The 22691-nt window shown below is 63.2% G+C and carries 23 protein-coding genes; 16 read left to right on the plus strand and 7 right to left on the minus strand.

Translation table 11 applies throughout. The annotated features are described in order from the left end of the window. Window positions 1–70: 70 nt before the first annotated feature. On the minus strand, window positions 71–2314 hold the full coding sequence (locus LVJ94_06420) for a molybdopterin-dependent oxidoreductase (protein WXB06868.1): 2244 nt from the start codon (window positions 2312–2314) through the stop codon (window positions 71–73). Between the two features lie 66 nt (window positions 2315–2380). Between LVJ94_06420 and LVJ94_06425 the strand changes: the two genes are divergently transcribed. Continuing rightward, complete coding sequence (locus LVJ94_06425; GenBank protein WXB06869.1) at window positions 2381–2857, plus strand: helix-turn-helix transcriptional regulator; 477 nt, start codon at window positions 2381–2383, stop codon at window positions 2855–2857. Window positions 2858–2979: 122 nt separating this feature from the next. Next, a complete protein-coding gene (locus tag LVJ94_06430; GenBank protein ID WXB06870.1) occupies window positions 2980–4458 on the plus strand; it encodes a hypothetical protein in 1479 nt (492 codons plus the stop codon). Here LVJ94_06430 and dauA read toward each other — a convergent pair. After that, window positions 4455–6212, minus strand: a complete 1758-nt coding sequence (gene dauA / locus LVJ94_06435) for a C4-dicarboxylic acid transporter DauA (protein WXB06871.1) — start codon at window positions 6210–6212, stop codon at window positions 4455–4457. The genes LVJ94_06430 and dauA overlap by 4 nt on opposite strands. A 136-nt stretch (window positions 6213–6348) precedes the next feature. Between dauA and LVJ94_06440 the strand changes: the two genes are divergently transcribed. Together LVJ94_06440 and LVJ94_06445 are read left to right on the plus strand one after the other, a co-directional pair. Continuing rightward, the gene (locus LVJ94_06440; GenBank protein WXB06872.1) at window positions 6349–7383 is read left to right on the plus strand and encodes a sigma-54 dependent transcriptional regulator; all 1035 of its coding nucleotides are present in this window, start codon (window positions 6349–6351) and stop codon (window positions 7381–7383) included. 13 nt (window positions 7384–7396) lie between these two features. After that, entirely contained in the window at window positions 7397–7912 is a 516-nt protein-coding gene (locus tag LVJ94_06445) for a formylmethanofuran dehydrogenase subunit E family protein (GenBank protein ID WXB06873.1), read from the plus strand. Here the strand turns inward: LVJ94_06445 and LVJ94_06450 are convergent. Beyond that, entirely contained in the window at window positions 7860–8552 is a 693-nt protein-coding gene (locus LVJ94_06450; protein ID WXB06874.1) for a TetR/AcrR family transcriptional regulator, read from the minus strand. The two genes, LVJ94_06445 and LVJ94_06450, sit on opposite strands and share 53 nt — an antisense overlap. A 99-nt stretch (window positions 8553–8651) precedes the next feature. Here LVJ94_06450 and LVJ94_06455 point away from each other — a divergent pair, with 99 nt between their 5' ends. Beyond that, entirely contained in the window at window positions 8652–9167 is a 516-nt protein-coding gene (locus LVJ94_06455; protein ID WXB06875.1) for a hypothetical protein, read from the plus strand. Between the two features lie 12 nt (window positions 9168–9179). On the opposite strand, the gene LVJ94_06460 is transcribed toward LVJ94_06455, so the two are convergent. Next, the gene (locus LVJ94_06460; protein ID WXB06876.1) at window positions 9180–9566 is read right to left on the minus strand and encodes a hypothetical protein; all 387 of its coding nucleotides are present in this window, start codon (window positions 9564–9566) and stop codon (window positions 9180–9182) included. A gap of 416 nt (window positions 9567–9982) precedes the next feature. On the opposite strand from LVJ94_06460, the gene LVJ94_06465 reads away from it, so the two are divergent. Then, window positions 9983–10261 (plus strand): hypothetical protein, encoded by a 279-nt coding sequence (locus LVJ94_06465; protein ID WXB06877.1) that lies wholly within the window; start codon window positions 9983–9985, stop codon window positions 10259–10261. 252 nt (window positions 10262–10513) lie between these two features. Further along, window positions 10514–11452, plus strand: coding sequence for an ester cyclase (locus tag LVJ94_06470; protein ID WXB06878.1), 939 nt, complete (start codon window positions 10514–10516; stop codon window positions 11450–11452). Between the two features lie 52 nt (window positions 11453–11504). Here the strand turns inward: LVJ94_06470 and LVJ94_06475 are convergent, their stop codons facing one another. Next, window positions 11505–12446, minus strand: coding sequence for a hypothetical protein (locus LVJ94_06475; GenBank protein ID WXB06879.1), 942 nt, complete (start codon window positions 12444–12446; stop codon window positions 11505–11507). 363 nt (window positions 12447–12809) lie between these two features. On the opposite strand from LVJ94_06475, the gene LVJ94_06480 reads away from it, so the two are divergent. Genes LVJ94_06480 through LVJ94_06490 form a run of 3 tightly spaced genes read left to right on the plus strand, consistent with a single transcriptional unit; the run spans window position 12810 to window position 15367 of the window. Beyond that, the gene (locus tag LVJ94_06480) at window positions 12810–13691 is read left to right on the plus strand and encodes a VOC family protein (GenBank protein ID WXB06880.1); all 882 of its coding nucleotides are present in this window, start codon (window positions 12810–12812) and stop codon (window positions 13689–13691) included. A 4-nt stretch (window positions 13692–13695) separates the two neighbouring features. Next, complete coding sequence (locus LVJ94_06485; protein ID WXB06881.1) at window positions 13696–14367, plus strand: TetR/AcrR family transcriptional regulator; 672 nt, start codon at window positions 13696–13698, stop codon at window positions 14365–14367. A 52-nt stretch (window positions 14368–14419) separates the two neighbouring features. Beyond that, the gene (locus LVJ94_06490) at window positions 14420–15367 is read left to right on the plus strand and encodes an MBL fold metallo-hydrolase (GenBank protein ID WXB06882.1); all 948 of its coding nucleotides are present in this window, start codon (window positions 14420–14422) and stop codon (window positions 15365–15367) included. Here LVJ94_06490 and LVJ94_06495 read toward each other — a convergent pair. Beyond that, window positions 15351–16157, minus strand: coding sequence for an SDR family oxidoreductase (locus LVJ94_06495; GenBank protein ID WXB06883.1), 807 nt, complete (start codon window positions 16155–16157; stop codon window positions 15351–15353). The genes LVJ94_06490 and LVJ94_06495 overlap by 17 nt on opposite strands. A gap of 92 nt (window positions 16158–16249) precedes the next feature. Between LVJ94_06495 and LVJ94_06500 the strand changes: the two genes are divergently transcribed. Further along, the gene (locus tag LVJ94_06500; protein WXB06884.1) at window positions 16250–17203 is read left to right on the plus strand and encodes a GlxA family transcriptional regulator; all 954 of its coding nucleotides are present in this window, start codon (window positions 16250–16252) and stop codon (window positions 17201–17203) included. A gap of 180 nt (window positions 17204–17383) precedes the next feature. Here the strand turns inward: LVJ94_06500 and LVJ94_06505 are convergent, their stop codons facing one another. After that, the gene (locus LVJ94_06505) at window positions 17384–17815 is read right to left on the minus strand and encodes an AraC family transcriptional regulator (protein WXB06885.1); all 432 of its coding nucleotides are present in this window, start codon (window positions 17813–17815) and stop codon (window positions 17384–17386) included. A 213-nt stretch (window positions 17816–18028) separates the two neighbouring features. On the opposite strand from LVJ94_06505, the gene LVJ94_06510 reads away from it, so the two are divergent. From LVJ94_06510 to LVJ94_06530, 5 genes are all read left to right on the plus strand, one after another. Further along, window positions 18029–18520 (plus strand): hypothetical protein, encoded by a 492-nt coding sequence (locus tag LVJ94_06510; GenBank protein ID WXB06886.1) that lies wholly within the window; start codon window positions 18029–18031, stop codon window positions 18518–18520. A 184-nt stretch (window positions 18521–18704) separates the two neighbouring features. Beyond that, the gene (locus tag LVJ94_06515) at window positions 18705–19451 is read left to right on the plus strand and encodes a 4'-phosphopantetheinyl transferase superfamily protein (protein ID WXB06887.1); all 747 of its coding nucleotides are present in this window, start codon (window positions 18705–18707) and stop codon (window positions 19449–19451) included. A gap of 227 nt (window positions 19452–19678) precedes the next feature. Next, window positions 19679–20887 carry an acyl-CoA dehydrogenase family protein gene (locus tag LVJ94_06520; GenBank protein ID WXB06888.1) on the plus strand — a complete coding sequence of 403 codons (1209 nt, stop codon included), beginning with the start codon at window positions 19679–19681 and terminating at the stop codon, window positions 20885–20887. A 668-nt stretch (window positions 20888–21555) separates the two neighbouring features. Next, window positions 21556–21924, plus strand: a complete 369-nt coding sequence (locus LVJ94_06525) for a hypothetical protein (protein ID WXB06889.1) — start codon at window positions 21556–21558, stop codon at window positions 21922–21924. 98 nt (window positions 21925–22022) lie between these two features. Then, a complete protein-coding gene (locus LVJ94_06530) occupies window positions 22023–22580 on the plus strand; it encodes a hypothetical protein (GenBank protein WXB06890.1) in 558 nt (185 codons plus the stop codon). Window positions 22581–22691 lie beyond the last annotated feature (111 nt).

Raw genomic sequence — 22691 nt, forward strand, 5'->3', positions numbered from 1 at the left:
CGTACTCGTACTCGTGCTCGTTTTCGGGCACGGGCTCGATCTTCTCCTTGTCCTAGCCGGACGAATCGGTCTATTCGGCCCGTTCGATGCGCGCGGGCACGTGTTTGTGCCATGGCGTTCCCGCGAATGGATCGCGCTCGTCGAGTGCCGTGAGCTCGTTGGGGGCTACGCCGCCGACGAGTCCATCGCCGTGGCGACCCGAGCCCATCCCGTTGGGCAGTGAGACGTGACCGCGTTGCATCGCGTCGGAAATCTCCGTGGCGACGATGACGCTGCCGCGCTTCGTGGTCAGGCGCACCACGCCGCCGTCCGTGATGCCGAGGGCCGCCGCATCCTCCGGGTTCATGCGGAGCGCACCGCTCGCGTCCTTCTTGCGCCACGACGGATCGCGGATGATCGTGTTCGCCGTGAACGAGCGCCGCTCGCCCGCCGAGAGCACGAAGGGAAAGCGCTCGTCGTAATCGTTCGGGCCGGAACGGGTGCACTTCTCGAGCTCCTCGAGCAAATCCGGCAGGGAAACGTGGATCTTGCCGTCTTTGGTCCCGATGCGCCCGAGCACCTCGCTCCATTCGTCGACGGCAAAGACCACGCCCGACGGCGACGTCATCATCGCCTGAAAGAGCGCCACGCCGGCTTCGATCGGTGTGCCGCCGAATCCCGCGCGCGCAAGCTGCGCGGGATTCTCGAACGCCTTCTTGAGCGCGAGCGCCAACAGAACGGCGCCCTCGCGAACGTCTTCGGGCAAATCGAGCGTCCGATACAGGATCGCGGGCGCCAGCCATTGATACGCGGGGTCGCTGAACAATCGCGCGGCCAGGGCTTCCGCATAAGGAACGAGCCCGCGTGCGGCCGCTTCGCGCAACGGGGCGAGCATGTCCTCGGTCACCACCCCGAGAGCCTCCGCCAAGCGCGCGTGGATTTCCGCCTCCGGCAGGACCCCCGGCGGCCGCTCGAACAGGCGCGGCCTCAAATGGAACGCATTCGATGGGAAATCGAAATTGAAGAACGTCGCCTCGGCTTTTTCGAATTGTGTGGCGGCCGGTAGTACGTAGTGTGCGTGTTTGGCCGTTTCGGTCATCGCCACGTCGATGACCACCACCGTATCGAGCGCGGCCAGCGCTTCGCGAAACCGCTTCGAGTCCGCCAGGGAATGCGCGGGATTCGCGGTTTCGACGATCATGGCGCGGTAGCGCTTGGGGTGATCGGCGAGGATCTCCTCGGCGATCACGTTGCACGGTACGAGACCCGCGATGATGGGCGCTCCGACGACGGGCGAACGACGCGAGGCCGCGCCACCCGTGAATTGGACGAGCGTCGTCGGCACGTAGTGCGTGCCTGGCCTGCCCATGCTGCCGGTGAGGACGACCAAGAGCCGGTGAAGGTAGCTCACCAACGTCGATTGCCGATTCATCTGCACGCCGAGATCTTCGAAGCTGGCGAACGCGCGCGCCCTGCCGATGATCCGTGCGGCACGGCGGACGAGTCCCTCCTCGAGGCCGGCGTGCTTGCAGCATTCGTCGAATGGAATCGTGCGCAACGCCTCCACCGCGGCATCGACCTCCACCGCATGCGCATCGAGGAACGCGTGGTTCACCAGATCTTCCGCCACGATGACGTGCAACATGGCGGCCAGCAGCCAGGCGTCGCGCCCCGGACGAACTTGCAAATGGATATCCGCCAGCTCCGCGGTTTCCGTGCGTCGTGGGTCGATGACGATGAGTGTACGCGCGGGATCCTTCGATATCTCTTTCAGCGTGACGCGGGCACGCGGGATCGAATGCGAGTGCCACGGGTTTTTTCCCAGGAAAAGCGCGACATCGCAATGTTCGAAATCGGCACGGGTGTACGTGCCGAGCATGCGATCGCTCACCCAAAACTCACCGGTCTTCTCTTGCGCGAGCGCGCTCGAGCGCCAGCGCGAGCCGAGCGCGCGGCGGACGGTGGGCGAATAGGCACCCGGCAAGTGATTTCCCTGGCCGCCGCCGCCGTAATAAAAAATGGTGTCGCCGCCGTAGGTGTCGCGCACGGCGGTCAGGCGCGCGGCCACCTCTCGAATGGCGGTATCCCAATCGATGGGTTCGAAGGTGCCATCTGGCCGGCGCCGCAGCGGCGTGGTGAGCCGATCGGGACCATGCTGATAATGGTCGAGCCGGTGTGCCTTCTCGCAAGCATACCCTTGCGAGACCGGGTGCCGTTTGTCCCCGCGAAGACGGACGAGATGCCGCCCGTCCTCACCGCCCAGCTCGACTTCGAGCCCGCAGTTGCACTCGCACAAGATGCACGCTGTCGGTTTCCAGTCCGTCGTCGCGGCCATTTTCGGACTGTGGACAATTTGGTCCTTTCGTGCAACCATTTTGATATGCGAACGCGTTTCGATGGAATGAACTGCTCAGTCGCCCAAGCGCTGGAGGTGCTCGGGGACTGGTGGACTCTTCTGATCGTGCGCGACGCCTTCATGGGCATGCGCCGCTTCAGCGACTTTCAGGAGAGCCTCGGTATTTCGAAGAACGTCCTCGCGCAGCGGCTATCCCATCTGGTCGAGCGCGGCGTTTTCGAGCTGGTCGACGTGGGTGAGCACGGTACCCACTACGAATATGCGCTCACCCCCATGGGGAGAGATTTGGCCGTGGTGCTGACCGCGCTTCGTCAATGGGCCGATCGCTGGGTGCTCGGCCCGGGCAACGAGCCGCTCGTGGTCCACGATCGCCGCACGGGCCGGCCCATCCCACCGCTTCGCATCTGCGGCGAGGACGGGCAACCCTTGCGCGGGCGCGATATGGAACTACGCCCCGGTCCGGGCATCACGGCGGAGACGCTGGCGCGCTATCGCGATTACCTGTCCCCATCGGCCAAGTAGCGTGTCGGCAGCTTGCGGCGTGCCTCGGGAAGGCGATGCTGCATTTTGCATGGACGCCGTGACCCTCGGCCGTGCCTTTCCCGTGACGCCCGTGCGGCACGGTAATGGCATTTCGCGCGAGCATGATGTCGACCGCCATCCCGTTCCGAGAGCAGGTCCCTGTCGCGCGCCCCGAGGTGTTCGTCGCCGCCGCGTCGATTGATCTCACCATCCACGATGCCTCACGGCTCGAGTGGACCGCCGTGGTCCCCCTCGACGTCGGCGGCTACGAGCTCGCCGTCGAACTGGAGATCCCCGCCAATGCCGTCGTGCACCACGCGCCGTGGGCGCATCTGCAATCGCTGGTGCGCCTGGAAACGCCGGACGACGCATCCCCGCCTGCGAAACGAACCCTCGAGGGACTGCGAAGGTATGCGGCGTCGGTGGCCTGCGGGCTCGCGTGGTCGAGTGTCGGTTTTGCGCGGCACTGCGAGCGGGCGAAGGCTCATGCGGGAAGCGGGCATGGCGGCTGCGGGGGAAGGTACGATCTCCCCGAGGGTGTGGGACCGGCGCTGCGGCTTTGGTTCGATTCGGCCCTCGAGCGTCTCCAGCCCGCGCGCACCGAGTTGGCGCGGTTGCAAGGCAACCCGCAGGTCGAAGACGACGCGGTGTTCGCGCGCGAGTGCGCCCTGGTCGACGAATATTGGAGCACGCAGCTGGTCCACATGCTGACGGGTGCCTCCGAAGCCCTGCGCGACACCCGCGATGCCATGCGCCCGCGCCGGGACGTGGAGCGCGCCCTTCGGCCCATCGAGGAGGGCGTCTTCGAGGCGCTCGCCCGGGAGATGCAACACCGCAAAGAGCGCGGATACCTCGATATCGAGGAGGGGACGGCCGATGCGCTCGAGCGGTACGTCGGGCGTTCGAGCCTGCTCAAAAAGCATTTTCAGGAGGCGCTCTTTTTGGATTTCGAAGGCTACCAGGTGCACGAACGCATGCACGGATGGGTATCGTCGTTCGTGGCCATCCTCGCGGGCATGTGGGCCTTCGCCTGGCAAGTGGTTCTCTTGCACGGGGACTCCACGTCGCGCATGACCTGGGGCTTCGTGCTGATTGCGATGTTCGCCGGAATCATCTACGCCACGCGCGAAAAGATCAAAGAGGTCGGCCGCGCCTGGATCGAAGGGCGCGTGCACCGCTTCTATGCGCAGCGGGTGGCAAGGTACCGCAGCCGGAACCGCGTCGTGGTGAGCGCGCGCGAGTCGTTCGATCGCGCGGACGGTGCAGGTCGCACAGGCGTGCTGCGTCCCGACGCCTCGGGTTTCACCTTGATTCGCTTCGTTCACCACGGCAAGGTGCACCCCGCGGCCAAGCACCTCGGCGTTGGCTCGGTGCGGGAGATCTTTCGCTATGACATTTCGCCCGTCTTCGCCTGGCTCCACGACGACGTGAAACCAATTGCCTTCCCGGATCCCGGGCAACGCAGCGTCCGCGTGCTGAGCGCTCCACGCGTGTATCGATTCCCCGCGCGCATCAAGCTCACCGCCGCCCATGATTCGCGCGAATTGCACGCGACCATCGTCGTCAACAAAAAGGGCCTCGTCCGCATCGAGCGGAGTTAATGCGTGCTCTTTCTCGACGAGGAAGGCGGCGCATCGGCGAGGCTCACCGCCAGATCCATGGCCGCACGGGCATTGGCGCGAATGAAAAGGCCCCCCGAGTGTTTGGCTTCCAATTGGGCTTTGTCGAAGATGCGGTGTGGCTTGGGAAGCGGTCCGGCCAGCACGACCTTCTTCTTCGCCCGCAGCATGGTCGAAATGGCATTCTCGAGCGCCACCAACCCGGTGGCGTCGATGACCGGTACCCGCTCGAGGCGAATCACCAGGACGCGAAAGACTTCCCCGGGCGTCGTGCGAAGTGTCGCCAAGGCCTTTTGCGCAGCACCAAAGAAGAGGGGGCCGTTGATCTCGTACACCATGAGCCCATCGGGGAGCGGCGCCGAGCCGTCGCCGTCGCGCGAGGCGTCGAGCTCGAAACGCGATTCGGTGAGCTCCGACATGCGCCGCATGAACAAAATGGCGGCGAGGACGAAGCCGACGGAAACGGCCACGACCATGTCGAAGAAAACCGTCAATCCGAAGCAGGTGACCAGCACGAACACATCGCTTTTCGGAGCAATCTTCACCACCCCGAGGAAGCCGTGGATTTCGGACATGTTCCAGGCCACGAGCAGCAAGAGCCCTGCAAGGGATGCCATGGGCACATACGCGACGAACGGGGCGAGCACCCGCATGGCCAAAAGAACGACCGCCGCATGGGTCACCGCTGCAAAGGGGGAGCGTGCCCCCGTGCGAATGTTCGTGGCGGTTCGCGCGAGCGCGCCCGTCGCGGCAATGCCGCCGAAAAGGGGGGCGAGCACGTTGCCGATGCCCACGGCCACGAGCTCCGAATTGGGATCGTGCTTCGTATGCGTCATTCCATCGGCGACCACCGCCGAGAGAAGCGACTCGATGGCACCGAGCATGGCGATGGCAAAGGCCGCCGGGAAGAGATCCTGCACGAGAGCAAAGCTCACGCCTTGCGCGCCCCAAGGCCAGGATGGCGACGGGAGGGTCGATGGAATGCCCGCGATCTCGACCCCATCCACGATGGAGTGAAAGCGGCTCCCAATCGTGGCCACCGCGAAGTCAGGATGCACCCGATGCAGGAACGCGACGCCGAGCGACACCGCACCCATGGCGATGAGGGGTGCCGGTATCTTCTTCACCACGCGAGGAACCAGGAGAAGGAGTGCCAATGTGATGGCCGCCACCCCGAGCTCGCGGGCGTTGGCCGTCGAACGCGCACTCCAGAGGACCGCAATCTTTCCAAGGTAGTGATCGGGCATCGGCCCCACGCGAAGGCCGAAGACGTCCTTGAGTTGCAAGGTGGCGATGACCATCGCGATGCCGGTCGTGAATCCCGTCGTAACCGGATGTGGGATGTATCGAATCAGACTTCCCAAGCGCGCAACGCCCATGGCGATGAGGATCAGCCCGGCCATGAGCCCGGCGCTGAGCAGACCCGCGAGTCCATGTTTGCTCACGATGGGCGTCAGAATCACGACGAACGCCGCGGTGGGACCCGTGACTTGGAATTTGCACCCGCCGAGCAGGGCCACGACCGCGCCGGCCACGATGGCCGTGAAAAGACCATGCTGGGGCGGAACGCCGACGGCGATGGCCAATGCCATCGACAGCGGCACCGCGACGATGCCCACGACGGTTCCGGCGAGGATGTCCGCGCGGAGATCGGCGAGTCGATATCCTTTGGAGAACACGCGTCGAACCGCGGCCCCGATGGGCAACGGGCTCTCTGGCGAATCGGGTAGGGTCATTCGGGTCCCAAACGGACCTTGCGAAGGAGCAACCAAGATGCCATCAGCGGTTTTTCGCGGATTTCCGCCACGCGATGCCCGTGGGCTTGCGCGGAGAGGAAGATACGACATTTTGTCGTAGCATTGGACAGCAAGCATGTCCGGAGCGACACTCTTTCGCATGCCAAGGACGAAGCGCCAGCCCGATGCCGCCATTCAGCCGATCCTGCGCTCTCGGTCCATGCGCGAGCTCGACCGCGTGGTGCGCAAGATCGCGGACAAAGAGGTGATGGTCACGTTCATCGGCGAGAGCGGAACGGGCAAGGAGGTGCTCGCCCGGCGCATTCACGAGCTCTCCAAACGACGTTCGGGGCCCTTCGTTCCTATCAATTGCGCCGCGATCCCCGAAGCATTGTTCGAGAGTGAGCTCTTCGGGCACGAGAAAGGCGCCTTCACCGGCGCGACGGAGCGCGCGCGGGGCAAGGTGGAGGCGGCAGCCGGAGGAACACTCTTTCTGGACGAGATTGGCGAGATGCCCATCGCCGTTCAAGCGAAGCTGTTGCGGTTCTTGGAGAATCGCAAATTCATGCGCGTCGGCGGAACGACGAAGATCGCCGTCGACGTGCGCCTGGTCACGGCCACGCTTCGCCCGTTGGACGAGGAGGTGAAGTCTGGGCGCTTTCGCGCCGATCTCTTCTATCGCATTCAGGGCATCAGCCTCGACGTTCCACCGCTGCGGGTCCGGCAGCCGGATCTCCCCGTCCTCGTCCGCCAATTCGTGTCGACGATTTCGGCGGCGCACGGCATGAAGCCGCCGCGCTTCGGACGGAGCGCCATGGCCGCACTCCGCCATTACCCGTGGCCGGGCAATGTGAGGGAGCTTCGAAACGTCGTGGAGCTCGTCTGCCTGCTTCGTGATGGACGGCAGGTTCGGGTGCGCGATCTGCCGGCGCCCCTGCGCGATGTCGTTCCCGTCGCACCGAAGCCGTCCGCGGATGGCGCATGCGGTGCGGACGTCGTCGAAGTGCGGCTCGATCAGTCGCTCGAGGAGAGCGTCGATTGCATTTTGGGCGCCGCGCTCGACCTCGAAGGAGGAAATCGTTCGCGGGCGGCGCGCCGGCTTGGTATCAGCATTCGGACGATGCAGCGTTACGCCTCGCGTGCCGGGCACCCCCGATTCGTATCGCACTGATCCGGAGAAGCCGATGACCCGCTCCCACGTTCTTTCGATGGCACTCCTGGCCCTCGTGGCCTGCAGCTCCTCCACGCCCCCCAGCCATCCCCCGATTGCGCCCGCGGGCGACGGTGCCATCGAACGGGTGGCGACCATTCATGGTGGCGCAGGTCCCTGGGTGGTCGCCGGATACCGCATGGGGGAATACGCACGCACGAAGCTCGGCCTCGAGCGAGGCAGCTTCGATGTGGAGGTCGTGCACTTCACGCCCCACGAGGTGCAGTATTCGTGCATCGCCGACGGCGCCGCCGCGGCCACTGGCGCAAGCCTTGGCAAATTGAATCTCACGCTTTCGGACGCACCCGCGCCCGAGACGCGAACGACCTACCGGCGCAAGTCGACGGGGCAGGCGATCACGCTGCGGGTCACCAAAGGGTTTGCGTCGCGCTATTCGAATGTTCCGCGCGAGAAGCTTCGCGAGGCGGGGCGGGAAGTCATGACCCTCCGCGACGAGGACGTTTTCGAAGAGGTGCACTCGGGGGGATAGGCTTTCGTTCGGCGGCGACGAGCTGCGCCACCAGATTCGAGACGTTGCGAACATCGTAACGCCAGCCGAGATCGGCCATCAGCTCGACGCCCGCTTCGAGAAGGATCAGCAGTGCTCCCAGCGCCTCGGGATCCACGTCCGGCCGAACGCCGCCGGATTGTTGATCGCGACGGACGACGCCCGCGAGCTGCGTCCGCGTTTCGTCGAGAAGGTCGAACTGCGCAGTTCGAAGTTCCTGCGAGCGCCGACATGCCTGCAAGAACTCGGGGCTTCGCACGCCAGCCTTCGGGGGAAATGAACCGGCGGCGACCAGCTTTCCCAGGAGCTCGAGCAGGCCCGGCACGCTCAACGAGTCGCCGAGCGCCTCCAGAATGCCGTCGAACGTGGCGCGCCGTCGCGACTTCATCGCCTCCACCATGAGCGCGTCGCGGGTGCCGAAATGGTCGTAGAAGGCCCCCCGAGAGAACCCCGCCCGCGAGCAGATCTCGTCGATGGTTGGCGCGTCGAGCCCCTTTTCCGCGAAAAGCGCCAGCGCGGCCGCGATCAGGGCGTCCCGGGTTTCTTCCTTCGCGAGGGTTCGTGTGGCGCTGGCGTAAGGACGCGCCTTGGCACGCCGGCGCGGTGAAGGATCATTTGACATGCGTTGGTGTATGTGAAAATTAATTCGGATACGTTGGTGTATGTTAATTGGAGGTGCGGCAAAATGCACGCTAGAATTCTGCCCCTGGCTCTCCTCGCGATGTTACCGACTCGCGCCGATGCGTCGGAAGACGAAGGTCGGCACTGGATTGGGTATCAAACGGTGATCGTCGACGTGGCATCGCTGGTATCGGCGGCCGGCGGCCTCGCGTTCGTTCCCAAGATCGAAGGCGATTCGGGGGCATCCGAGGGCGCGCCCGTGGTCGTCCTCATGGGGCTCGGAATCATGGGGTACGTGTTCGGAGGGCCGATTGTGCATTGGACACATGAGCGCCTCGGAAAGGGCTTTCTCAGCCTCGGTTTCCGAATCGCCGGGCCCCTCGCGGGCTTGGGGGTGGGCGCGCTCATTCCCACGCTGGTCGGGCCGGGAGACAACCTCGCGGGTAGCCTCATCGGGGCGAGCGCGGGTGCCGGGCTGGCCATGGTGCTCGACGCCACGCTTTTGGGATTCGAACGGGCGCCCAAGAAGACGGCATCGCGATGGCAACTCGCGCCCATGATCTCCACGCCGACGGCGAAGACTCCTATTTTCGGGCTCCGCGGCGCTTGGCGCTAAAGGAATGACCCACTAAAACGAACGAGGGGCTGCCGTCTTCCGTCGGGCGATGTGCTCTTTGAGCGTTCCGAGCATCCACTCGCCCTCGGCCAAGGTTGCCCGCGTATGTGCAAGCACCTGGCGCAGCCTGGCCAGTTCGCGTTGCTCGTGCGCGTTGGCCGGCTCGCGTGACCAACGGACGACGTATCCCTCGTAGATCATTTGCACGCCGAGTTCGTCCGCGAAAAAACGACCAAAGCGGTCGAGTGCGGCGTCTTCCACCGTCTCGAACTTCGCGGAATACTTCGCGGACGCGCCTGCCAACATGGCAAGTTGTTCGCGCGCGTGCGCGAGTCCCTCCTCGACGAGAAGCGCGATGACGGGCAGCGATTCCGTTGGGCGGCGATTGGTGACATGCATCTTCCCTCCACCATGTTCGCAAACGAATGGCTCGGGCCCCGTTAAGTTGGCATTAAAACGTGGTCAGCCCGCTAGAAAGACCGGTGCTAACGACCGTTAGCCCCGCTTTGAAAACGATTCAATAGTAGGCATTTGCGCAAGCACGCTCGCGATGGCCGTAGATGGCGACCCCATCGCAACGATCGCTCCCCGCAACGCCTGTCGAAGAATCTAGCACGAGCCTTCGGGCTGCGAATATTGATTAATTCACAAACAATGCGTCGCATGGCCGCTCGTTGCGGGTTGGACCATAGCCAGCATTAATAGCGACGGGTCGGACAAGAAAAGGCCATAAGGCGGGCCGCGTGGCCGCACTCATTTCCAAATCGTCCGAGGCGCGAAGGCGTGAAGAGGGCGTGAGGAGAGAGGGTGTCGATATGATTTGGCAAGATGGATGGGCGCACGGATGGGCCGAGGCTCGTGTGCACGACGTGTTTCTCTTGCTCGAGCTGCGCGGCATCGCAATACCCGACACGATTCGCCGGCGCATTCGCGCCTGCACGAGCGCTTCGCAGCTGGATGCATGGTTCATCCGTGCCGCAACGGCCACCAAAGCCTCCGAGGTCGTCGATGGGGACGACGGGTTGCGCTCCGTGGGGCACCTTCTTCCTCGCCCCGTGCTCAAAGGGGTTCGCGCCGCGCCGGGCGATGAATGAAAGTTCGTCGTTCCGATGTGAAATAGTCATTCTCACCTTCCCATCGGACTGGGGAAACGCGCCGAAACGGAGCCCGAATGTCGCGTGATCCGCGCGGGCCGTGTGTCTTGGTGCTTCCCTGATCGGGATTCCGTAGGATGTGATCGCTATTATGGCTTGAACTTAAGGGTGGAACGTTTCAAATTCGAAGCGACGAGCCGTGAGGATGAGGCGGTAAGGAGGCTTCGTTTGCTACGCAAGATCCATAGTCGAGTGATCGCTCGCTATTTGGGGGAGGTTTGGAGCGAGGGGCGGATCGAGGTACTCGACCAAGTGGTTCACCCGCGATACGTCAACCATCGGGATGCACAGTCGATGGGACCGGCGGGGCTCAAACGAATTGCCTCGTCGTTGCGAGTGGCATTTCCGGATCTGTCTTGCGACATTCACGACGAGATCTACGACGGCGATCGCGTGGCCGTTCGCTTTACGATTGGTGGTACGCACTCGGGGAATCTATTCGGAATCGCCCCAACGGGTTGGCGTGTCGAAATCGACCAAACGCTCGTCAAACGTTTTCACGATGGAAGAATCATCGAGACATGGCGCTCGACCAACCAGGAACGAGAGCGCTACTCGGCCCTTCAGGCGCGCATTGCGGCTTCCGGCACACCCGATTTCGCCATGATTGGCAATGAGTTCGTGCTCGCCCTGGCGATGCAAGGCGTGCAACGCTTCCACGAAGCACAGCGGTCGGGCCTCGAGAGTGACATGCGTCTGGTGAACGACCGACTGTCGGGCCTGTTTCGACCGGCCGCCCCACTGCCGTCCGGGTTGATCGCACACCTTCGCGAATGCGTTCGCGATACGCTCACGAAGGGGGCGAGCCGCACGCTATCGGTAAGCGGCGTGGCGCGCCAACTCGGCGTGAGCCAGCGCACCCTGCAGCGGCGACTCCAGGAGGTAGGGAGCAGTTTCAGCCAGGAGGTCGACGGCGTGCGGCGCGAACTCGCGTGTTCGTACGTGGCCGAGACGGACCGACCGTTGAGCGAAATCGCATTTCAACTTGGCTTTACCGAACCGGGGTCGTTCTTCCGCACGTTCCGCCGCTGGACCAAAACGACGCCGCGGCGCTTCCGACTCGGTCGGGCCCATCTGACGCGCACGGGCGCGAGCGACGGGCCAGCCTGGATGGGGCTCGCGCAGGCGTAACGGAAGCCGCTTCGATTCGAAAGAAGAAATTCGGAATCCGCGGGCGTTCGAATCATCGGAGGGTCATCGCGACGTAGCAGACGTCCTGGTTATCCGGAAAATGCGCGGCAGCGCGGGCGGTGACGGCAACGTCCCAGGCCCCTGCAACGGCATGCGACGTTCTCTGCGTGTAAACGTAGAGAACGTAGGTCGCGCCGTTCTGGAGACTTTCCAAGGCTTCGCTTGGCACGTGCGCCGTCTTCGTGTTCCCGTCGAACTCGCACGTAACGTCGCCCAGACTGACACCGAGTTGCGAATTCGCTCCTCCGGACCACGTGAGGTCGAAGCCTTTGCTGCGCTCGATCGTCCCCAATGCCAACGACTCCCTGGCTACCAGGGCTTCGCGCGGAGCGAACAATTCGGTATGAAACGCCGGTACCTCGCCCCCCACGGCATCGACCGCGAGCTTCTCGGCCTCCGATCGGATGCCATTGTCATCCGATGCGCGGTACCTGCCATCTCTCGTCGGTTCGAGCTGCGTCTTGAGTTCGTCACTGGCTTCAATCGCGATGTTTCCGGCGTGGGGCATCGGCCCGATGCCGGCATCGACCCCGGCATCGAAGCGTTCGGTGTCGCACGTGCGGACCGCGCAGCCACCTCCAAGGTCGCTCATCCTGCAGCGACTGACCTTCGTACCTTCGTCGGAAGCCGTCACCTCCACCGTCTCGTTCGAACGGTAAAATGCCGCGAATGAAAATGTCCGGTAGCTGCGCTGGCCTGACGACGCACTCTGCTCCCAGCGCGTGTCCGTGAGCACGCGCCCCACGTATTTCGGGGACGGTCCTTGATCCCCTCCGTCGGTGTTCCCGCCTTCGCTGGGCGCCGCGTCGGCGACGCCGCCTCCGCCATCGGTATCCTTTGCGGATGGCCCGCCACTCGAGGATTCACCGCAGGCGGCCGCAAAACCCGCTCCCAAGACCAAGGTACACGCCACCCATCGGAAAGATCGCTCCATGTCCGTCTCCTCACCTTCTCGAAGCGGCGCAAAGCCCCGCGACGACAAAGAAGTCGTATACGTCATGTATACCAAGGAGCGAGACGGTTAATTCCTCGCGGAGTGAGAAATCGGGATCCGGGGACTTTCTCGTTTCATTTCACCACACGGACGCGGTCGTGGAGCGGGCGCGGCGTTTAGGAAGCCATGCCAAAACGGTCGGTTTCATCCGAGATCCGTCGCACGGGCAGGCGCGCATCGATGGCATTTTCCAGTGCCGCTATGCCGAGCAAGTTCGGGATGAACGTTTCGCTCGCGTTCATTCCTCGCCGCGTTCCAAAAGTAAACTACACTGATCAGTGTAATTTCTGGAGGCGACGGACCATGATTGCAACGACACATCTGCGCGGGGTTTTGCTCGAGGCCCCGAATCTGGCAGCGGCGAAGGTTTTCTACGAGGACGCCTGGGGTCTCGAGGCCCTTTCCACGAAGGAGGCTGGCGCGCTGTACTTTCGCGGGCGAGGGGACGAGCCGTGGATCTTCGGATTGGTCGCCGGTCCGCAACGCCGCCTCCGGCGGTTGCGATTGGGGCTTGCCACGCGGGAGGCGGTCGACGTTGCGTACGAGGATTTGCAGCGCGCGGACGTTACCGTGGTGAGCCCTCCCGTCGTGCTCCCGGGGCCCGGCGACTATTACGGTCTGCTCTTCAAGGATCCGGACGGGCAGCTCGTGGAGCTTAGCGCGACGCAGAAGGAGGCCGGCCCGGGGGCGATCGCCAAGTACCTACCGGAGCGCATGAGCCACGTCGTGTTGAATTCTCCGAACGCCCGCGATACTGCTCGGTTCTATGTCGACATCCTCGGCTTCTCCGTCTCCGATTGGTACGAGAAGGACGCGATCATTTTCCTGCGCTGCAATCAAGATCACCACTGCATCGGATTGAGCCAGTGCGAGCAGGCGTCCTTGAACCATGTGGCGTTTCTGGTGGACGATCAGGGCTCCGTCCTCCACGCCGGAGCGCGCGCGGGCAAGCGCGGGGCAAAGTCCATTTGGGGGCCCGGCCGGCACGGGCCGGGTGGCAATGTGTTCGACTATTTCGAGGACCCCGCGGGCTTCGTGGTGGAGTACACCGCCGAGCTCATTCAGATTCCGCCTGGCACGCCGTGGAGCGCGAAGGAGTGGGAGCGCACCCCGTCCAATGCCAACGTCTGGGGAACCGGCGGCCCCACGCCACGGGCGCTCGAGTTGATGGCTGGGTCACGGTAGTCGCATGGGGGACGTCGTCCTGATGGAACGGGCGCTCCGCAGCTCGAGCCAGAAGAAGCGAGAGGCCATGGTGGAGGCGGCCACGCGGCTGTTTCTCGAATACGGCTTCGAGGGCGTCAGCATGGACGTCATCGCCGAGCAGGCCAACGTATCCAAGCGGACGCTGTACAATCACTTCAACGACAAATATGCGCTGTTCGAGGCCGTGATGGCGCTGCTCTGCGAGTCGGTGCTTCCGTGGCCGTGGCAGCCCGCCGACTTGAAACGCGGCGAGGTTCGCTCCACCCTGGAAAAGCTCGGTGTCGCGTTCCTCGGCAGCATCTACGCCCCCATTCAAATCGAACTTTATCGCACGGTCGCCCATGACACGCGCCGCTTTCCTCAATTGGGGCTGATGCTCTTGGAAGGGCCCATTCAGCGGTCGCACAAGCTGGTGGGCGAGTACCTGCGCGCGTGGCAGGCGGCGGGCGAGATCGACGTTCCCGACTGCGATCGGGCCGCTGCCCAGTTTTTGGGCATGCTGAAGGCGGACGTGCAGATGAAGCTCCTGTTCGACGCACGACGAAAGGTATCCCCCGCAGAGATTCGCGGGCTGGCCAAGGCGGCCGTGGATCTCTTCCTGAACGGCGCCGGCCCAAAGGGCGCGCGCTCGGAGAAGCCTCGCAAGAAGGCGTGAGCGACCTTCCTCATCGACAAGGTCCCGTGATTCCACCTAACCTCGTCGTACCGTGTTCGAACTGCTCCAGCACATCTCGAGCCTGGCATCCTTTGCCGCGCATCGCGCGCAGCGAGAGCGGGCCGACGGCGTGGTGCTGCGCGAGCTCACCGCGGTGCCGTTGCCCTTGCCCGCGGGGCTCGAGTTGGAATGGCTGGGCACCGCCGGATATCGATTGAGCTGCGAGCAGCACACGCTGTTCATCGATCCGTATCTCTCGCGCGTGCCGCTGCGCGCGGTATTGCGTGGTGAGCGCGCCTTGCCCGATCGGCCGCTGCTCGAGCGGTTGCTCGGCGGCATCTCCGGCAAGGTTGCCGGCGTGCTCGTGGGGCACTGCCACTTCGATCACGCGCTGGATGTACCGGCCATTGCGCGACATTTTGGTGCGTCCGCCTATGGCTCCGCGTCGCTCGTGCGGCTGATGGAGCTGCACGGCCTCGGCGAATCGGCCGTTCGCGTGGAGCCGCACCGGCGCTACGAACTCGGGCCGTTCACGGTGACCTTCGTTCCCAGCGAGCACTCGAAGCTCGTCCTCGGGCATCGCGTGCCGTTCGATGGGGAGCTCACCTGCGAGCACCTCGATGCCCTTTCGCCGGCGGCCTACAAGTGCGGCCAAGTCTGGGGGATCCGCATCGAGGTTGGCGGCACGAGCTTTTACCATCAAGGTAGCGCCAACCTCCTCGACGACGAGATCCCCCGCCGCCCCGTCGACATTTTCCTCGCCGGCATTGCCGGGCGGCGGTTTACACGTGACTATTGGTCGCGCATCCTCGGACGACTCGAGCCCAAGGTGGTGGTGCCGAGCCACTTCGACGATTTCTTTCGTCCGCTGGGCGCCCCCTTTGGCTTTTCCACCAACGTGAACCTCGCGGCATTCCCCGACGAGATTCGCAAGGTGAGCGCCGACTTCACCCTGGCGAGTCTCCCGGTTTCTTCGATGTCCGCTACGCCGTCGTCTTGATTCCGTAGCGCGCCGCCGGCGCCTTGTGCGACAGATTCGGGCGCAGCGCCGCGCGTGCGGCTTCGAAGGCATCCCAATCTGCCGGATGGGGCAAGGACGGAATGGTGACGAACTCGCCCTGATCGAGCGCGGCGAGGGAGGCGTCGACCATGTCCTCGGCCGACATCACGATCTGCTCGGGCAGTTTCGAAAGCGGCTGGCCTGCAATGTCCCAGAAGTCCGTCGCCGTCGCACCCGGGAGGACGACTTGGACGCGAACCCCCTTGTCGGAGAGTTCGTGGCGCAGCGATTGGCTAAAGGCCAGCACGAAGGCTTTGCTGCCGCCGTAGACGCCGTTGAGCGCTTCCGGCGCGATGGCCACGATGGAGGACACATTGATGATCGTGCCCCTGCCACGCTTCACGAATCCGGGCACCGCGGCGTACGTCAAACGGGTGAGCGCGTGGACATTGATGTCGATCATGCCGGTCATGGCATTCACGTCGGCATTCAAGAGCGGCGCCGCCGCCCCGACCCCGGCGTTGTTCACCAGCATGGTGATGTCCGCATTGGTGCGAAGTTGTGCCTCGATGCGTCCGCTATCGGCCGGATCGGCCAGGTTGGCCGCGAGGACGCCGATCGAGCGACCGGTATCGCGCGAAATGCGCTCGGCCACCGCGTGCAGCCGCGCTTCGTTGCGGGACACGAGGAGCAAATCGTAGCCACGCCGGGCGAGCCGATCCGCGTAGATGGCCCCGATGCCCGATGATGCCCCCGTGATGAGCGCCGTCCCTTTTTCATTGGTAGACATGAGTCCGTTTCCCTTTCAAAGAACAGTGTGGGGTCGCCTTTCGCTGTCGCAAATGTCATAGATATGACCGTTTAGGACATGGAGAGACGGACATGCAGCGCCTAGGATTCCTCGTCGCCCCGGACTTTCAGGTCATGAGCTTCGCCGCGCTCGCGGTGTTCGAGTTCGCGAACGTCTCGGCGCCGGCGCCGTTCTATGACGTTCACGTTCTCTCGGAACCCGGTGGCCCCATTCGCAGCTCCATGGGCGTATCCATCGAGACGCAGCGTTTTCGGACACCGTCTTCGTTCGACACCGTCATCGTCGGCGGTGCGGTAGATTACGTCCCTTCGTCCCCCGCCGTCCTTTCCTTCCTTCGCAAAGCCATGAAGACGTGCCGCCGGGTCGCATCCATCTGCACCGGCGCCTTCGTCCTCGCCGAGGCGGGGATTCTCGACGGGCGCCGGGTGACCACGCATTGGTACGGCGCCCGCGATCTCCAGGCCCGCTTTCCCAAAGTGAAGATGGACGAAGATCGCATCTTCATCGTCGACGGCCCGGTGTGGACGTCGGCCGGCGCCACGGCGGGTATCGACCTCGCACTTGGAATGGTGGAAGAAGATCTGGGGCCCGAGGTGGCCCGCTTGGTGGCCAAGAAGCTGGTGGTTTACCACCGCCGTGCGGGCGGCCAATCGCAGCATTCCGTCTTGTTGGACCTGGAACCGAAAACCGATCGCATTCAAAACGTGCTCACGTACGCAAAGCAGAATCTGCGAACGCCGCTATCCATCCAGCAGCTCGCCAAAGTCGCCCACCTCAGCCCGCGCCAATTCAGCCGCACGTTCCGCGCCGAAACCGGCCGCCCACCGGCCAAAGCCATCGAAGACCTCCGCGTGGAAGCCGCCCGCATCATGATGGAGCGCGGCCAAGATTCCATCGACATGGTCGCCCGCGAGAGCGGCTTCACCGGCCGCGAACACATGCGCCGCGCCTTCCTCCGCGCCTACGGCCAACCGCCCCAAGCCATCCGCCGCACCGCCCGCGGCGAGGTCGTGGGGGAGCATTAGAGAAGAAGAAGCTGCCAGGACGCCAAAAGAGAGTCGCCAGGATCGCCAGAGGAACCAACAATAAATCCTTCTTTTGGGTTTATTGCCGTTTCCGTTGGCGATCTTGGCGGCCTTTGGCGTCTTGGCGGTTTCCTTCTTCCTATCCGAGAATTGTGCTCGCCCATGTTGGACGAAGCGGAGCTAACCTCTGAGGTGCTTTCGATATTCGCCCGGTGTCATGCCTGCGGTGCGTGAGAACAAACGCGAGAACGAGGCGAGGTCTTGATAGCCTACTTCGCGGCAAATTCGGGAGATATCCAATTTGCTCTCCTCCAGGAGCGAGCGGGCCACCTCCAGGCGCTTTTGCTGAATCCATTTGCCTGGGGTCGTTCGGAGTTCGTCCCAGAATCGTCGTGAGAGGGTGCGCGACGACATACCCATGCGCCGGGCCAGGAAGGCCGGAGAGATTTGGCGCAGATGGTCTTTGGAAAGTTGGTTCAATTTCTTTTCGAAAGACGGTACTGCGACAGGATCCGCTATTTCGTAAGGAGTCTGGAATTCGCGCACCGGGGGAAGGGCCATGAGTTTTCGCACGATGCGCTCTTCCTTGGCGAACCCCAGGTCGACCAGCAACGTGGTCACCAAGTCGACACCCGCGAAGCCGGCGCCGCTGGTGTAGATACGACCTTGGCGGACGATCAAGCGGGACGGCTGCCATCGGACATGGGGAAATCGTCGGGCGGCTTCGTTTTTCAACCACCACGATACCGTGGACGGCCATTCGCGAAAGCTGGGAGCACCCCGAGGGAGGCAAGCGCTTCTTCGTCGTGCGCTAGACTGGACGCCATGCGCGTCCTTTCCCTCGAGTCGAGCCCCTTGCACGAGATCACGTACCTCGCGGCCGCATCGGGCGGAGGAACGGAGACCCGCAGGCTGCCGGTGCTGCGCGCCTCCGTCGATGCGCTGCCAGCCGACCTGGATGGGTTGCTCCTTACATCCGACTTGCAAGGGGTAGCGCCGCTTGCGTTGGAGGACGGTGCGGTGGGCCTTCTGGGCGAGGTGCTGGCGGAAGATTGGCGCATGTTCTCCGAAACGGGGGCGCTGCCCTCGCCGGGCGGCGTGGGCGTCGTTCTCGCGGGTGACCTCTATTCGGAGCCCGCCGCCAACAAGCGGAAATTGGTGGCGGGGGGCAGGTGCTCCACGTCGATGGACGGGCCATTTTGCTCGCGCGCGGCTAACGAGTCGCTGCACCGTGTCATCCAGTTGGGCGACTGCCGCTCAGGCCGTACAAGAGCAACGATGCGGTACTGTCATGGGCGCACTGCCAAACATGGATGAGAAACGATCCTATGACGCAGGCCTGGACACGGATAGGTCCTGGACGCCGATTTGTCGTGGAATCCCGATGTTTATTCGGCATTTTTTGGTGGCGCCGGCAGTACATTCCGACCGTTGCCCGTATAGTTTGTGAGAGGACGAGCCGGCATCGAGATGGTGCTCGTCGTGAAAATTGTAGTTCGTTATGGTGGTGTCCGGTTCGAGTCGTTCATTGTTCCCCGCGTTCGTCGCGCATCACAGCGTCGCGTTCGATCGCGAGGTGCCGTCGTCCTTCTCGGAAATCCCGATACCGGAATCGATTCAAAAGGCGCCCAGCCGGCGTCAGGTGGAATTTCGCGCGGGTCGTAAGTGCGCACGGCGGGCTCTCGAAAGCTTGATGGGAAACGCACCGACCGACCTCGTTTTCGATGATGCCTCCCTTGCCGTCGGCCCGCATCGCGAGCCCATCTGGCCGGAGGGATTCGTCGGAGCTATCACGCATACGAACGACTTCGCGTCCGCCGCAGTGGCACGCGCGACCGACGCGCTCGGGATCGGCCTCGATGTGGAGGTCGTCATGTCGGAAGAAAATGCCGCAAACTTGATGACGCTGCCCAAGGTCGCTGCGCCTCACGAAGTGGCCGAGCTCGCGCGCGCCATGAACTGGAGCCCAGCGACGGCGCTCACGGTGATCTTTTCGGCGAAGGAGACGCTGTACAAGTGCCTGTACCCACAAGTTCGTCGGTACTTCGGATTTCGCGCGGCCGCGGTCGAGTCCGCGGATGACGCCTCAGGCCAGTTCTCCGTGCGCCTTCTGGAGACGCTGACCCCGAAGCTCGTATTGGGCCGCTCCTTCGAGGGGCGCTTCGATCTCCAGATAGGCCCGACGAATGGCGCCGCCGGCGACGACCGTGGCGGCATCGTCCGAACGGCGATGGTGCTGCCCGTATGACGTTTCGACATCTCTACGCCGTTGCCCCCTCCCAATATCGATTGAGAAGATATGAGACACACGAGACATCGCATCCCCGGCGTAGTGTCGATTCACTTGAATGCATTTCAAATTCGATTTGATGGGGGCATTATCGATGCTACGTATGATTGATTGGGAATCTTTGCGCTGTCGTCGAAATTTGCTCCGCACACTGCGGGAAACCCAAATCAGGGATGCTTGACTAAATGAACACGGGACTTGCACCGGAACGACCTGCAGCAGAGCACCTGACCCCCGAACACACGGCCGCCCAGGCGGAGTTCCAGGAATTCGTCGATCAGCACATCGCACCGTTTGCCGACGAGTTTCACCGAGCGCAGCGCACGCCCCCGGAGCTCGTTCGTACCCTTGCCGAGCGGGGCCTTCTGGGCCTATCCATATCGAAGGAGTTCGGCGGCGGCGGCCGCGATGCCATCACACTTGGCATCTTGGCGGGCACCATCGGCCGCGCCTGTTCGTCCGTCCGGAGCCTTCTCACCGTCCACACGATGGTCGCCCACGCCATCTCGCGCTGGGGTAGCCGAGCTCAAAAAGAAACGTGGCTCCCCAAACTCGCCACCGGGGAGCGAATCGGCGCCCTCGCGCTTTCCGAGCCCAACGCGGGCAGCGACGCCAAGAGTGTCGCCACCCGCATCTCCCCCGATGGATCCGATTGGCGCATCGACGGCCACAAGTCGTGGATTACCTACGGGGAAACGGCCACCCTCTTTCTCGTCGTCGGGCGAACCGAGGAGGGCCCCACCGCCTTCTTGGTCGAACGCGAAACGCCCGGCCTGAGCACCGAGCTGATTACGGATCTCATTGGAATCCGCGCATCGATGACTGCGAGCGTTCGATTCGACGGATGCCGAGTCCCCGAGAAGAATCTACTCGGCCGGCGAGGCTTGGGCGTATCGCAAGTAGCTTCGACCGCGCTCGATCTGGGCCGCTACACCGTCGCATGGGGATCCGTGGGGATCCTCGAAGCCTGTCTCGAGGCATCGATCGCCTATGCGAACCAGCGCGAGACATTTGGGTCGCCCATCAAAGATCATCAGTTGATCCGGCGCATGATTACCAATATCTTTACCGATTTTCGCGCGGCCAAGCTGCTCTGCCTCGAAGCCGGACGGCTGCGGGATGCCAAGAACCCCGGAGCCCTCGAGGCAGCGTCGGTGGCCAAGTATTTCGCGTCGACGGCGGCGGTTCGTGCGGCCTCCGATGCCTTGCAGATTCACGGTGCGAACGGCTGCAGTGCGGACTATCCCCTGCAGCGTTACCTCGGTGATGCCAAGATCATGGAAATCATCGAGGGCAGCACACAGATCCAACAGGTGACGCTCGCGGAATATGCCTATCAGGCCTATGCCGGCGTCCGCAGCCGGGGTGGCGATGCCCCCTGGCGCCATCGTTAACTTTACAGCGGGAGGTTGCGTTTCCAATCGAGATCTTCGTTCAAGTCGAACCGCGGCAGCGGAACAATCCCGGCGGGGCCGGCGCCCTCGCCCGCTGCCCGATACAATGGTCGCCAAAAGTCATGGCGACCCTCGCCTGCCGAAGTGCGCATGACGGCGGCCCCGCCGCGATTGTCACGCTGCCGCTCTTCGGCATTCACGAGCCTTTCGAGTTTGGGATGTAACCTCCCGCAGTAGAGTTAGGCAACTCGCGGTCGCGCCTGCGGAGCGCTACCTCCGTCTGGGCTGAAAACCAGCCGAAACACCTGCCTCGCGGAGCGAATTTGTACTCCACGCGGGCGACTTTGAAGTGCGGCCGCGAGTCCTATCATGGACACGAAAGCAGCCGCGCGTACCGCGCTCCGGTTAGCGTACCTGCTTAATTCTCGCATTGTGCAAATTGCCATTTGCTCAATGGGAGCTCGAACCTGGACGTTGTTGTGTCCTGGTCGAGAATTGGTGATTCATATTAGGTATTATTGAGTTGGAATCATTCTCGTTCAATGCGTCGGATTGTTGACGCACCGTCCTTGACCAGAACCCATGCAACGCTACAGTGAGATAAAGTGACTACGAACGACGTTTTGCTCCAACGCAACGATGTTCGCTCTTCGGTCTCGAAGGGCCGCATGCGTCGCGGTACGAAGGCGCTGGTAGCCTCGCTTTTCGTGGCCATTTCGGCCACGGCGTATTTTGGTTGTCGGCACGGCTCGAAGGTCGACTCCTCCGGTTCGCCCTTGGCCAATTCGGATTTCGAGTTCCGCCGCGAGGCCTTCTCGGGCCGCGTAGAGAACGTATTGGACGCTGGTTCGTACACGTACTTCTCACTGCGCATGCCCGACGATCGGGAGCGCTGGGTGGTCGAGCTTTCTCGTTCGCACCGCAGCGCCAGCTGGATGAGCGTGAGCAGCTACGGAGTGCGTCGAAATTTCGATTCTCCTCGTTTGAACCGGCGCTTCGACGAGCTCTATTTCGTGTCGGTGTCCGATAGCAAATAGCTTCGCTACGTATTTCGCTTCTAGAGCCGGGGTTGATTTTTCCAGTCGATCTCGGCTCGCTTGGTATTCACGAATGATGGTTGGAGATGGAGTGTAAAATGACACGTCTGGGTTATGTGTTGGCGTCGGGCGCAGTGATGGCCATTGCCGTTGGCTGCTCGTCGTCGGATAGCAATGACAATACGCCCCCGAAGAAGACCATTGCCGAACTCGCCAAGTGCGACGAGTCGGACATCGCCGACGACCTACCCTGGAGCGGCGTGCAGATCGACGCCAACACGGGAAAGCTCAGGGAGCCGCTTCCCGCGGGCTTCGTCGTCGCGACCACCGTCGGGTGGCCCACCGACGAAGGCCGTCCGGTGATTCAGCAGAAGACCATCGAGTCGATTCAGATTTCCTTCACCTATCCGGGATTGCTCGCGGCGAAGTTCGGCACCTCGAAGCACTGCGGATCGGGCCGCAGTCTCTCCATCTGGAAAGACGAAGCGTCGATGATGGCGTGGGTGATCGGCAAAGACCATCGCGCGGTGATGCCGCTGGCCACCACGCATACGCACGGTTGGGAGACGACACATTGGTCCAGCCCGACGAACAACGAATTGCCCTCTTGGGACGATGCGCGCGGGAAGCTCGACACCGCACGCAGCGGCCGGTGAATCGGATCGATGACGTAACCGGAGACGGCCTGTCTAGCCCATAGGTCGATCCCATCCACTCCAACGAAGAACCAATCGGGACGTCGTTTCCGACGAGGGCGACGTGTATCC

It is taken from the genome of Sorangiineae bacterium MSr11367, assembly GCA_037157805.1.
Classification (GTDB): Bacteria; Myxococcota_A; Polyangia; order Polyangiales; family Polyangiaceae; genus Pendulispora; species Pendulispora rubella.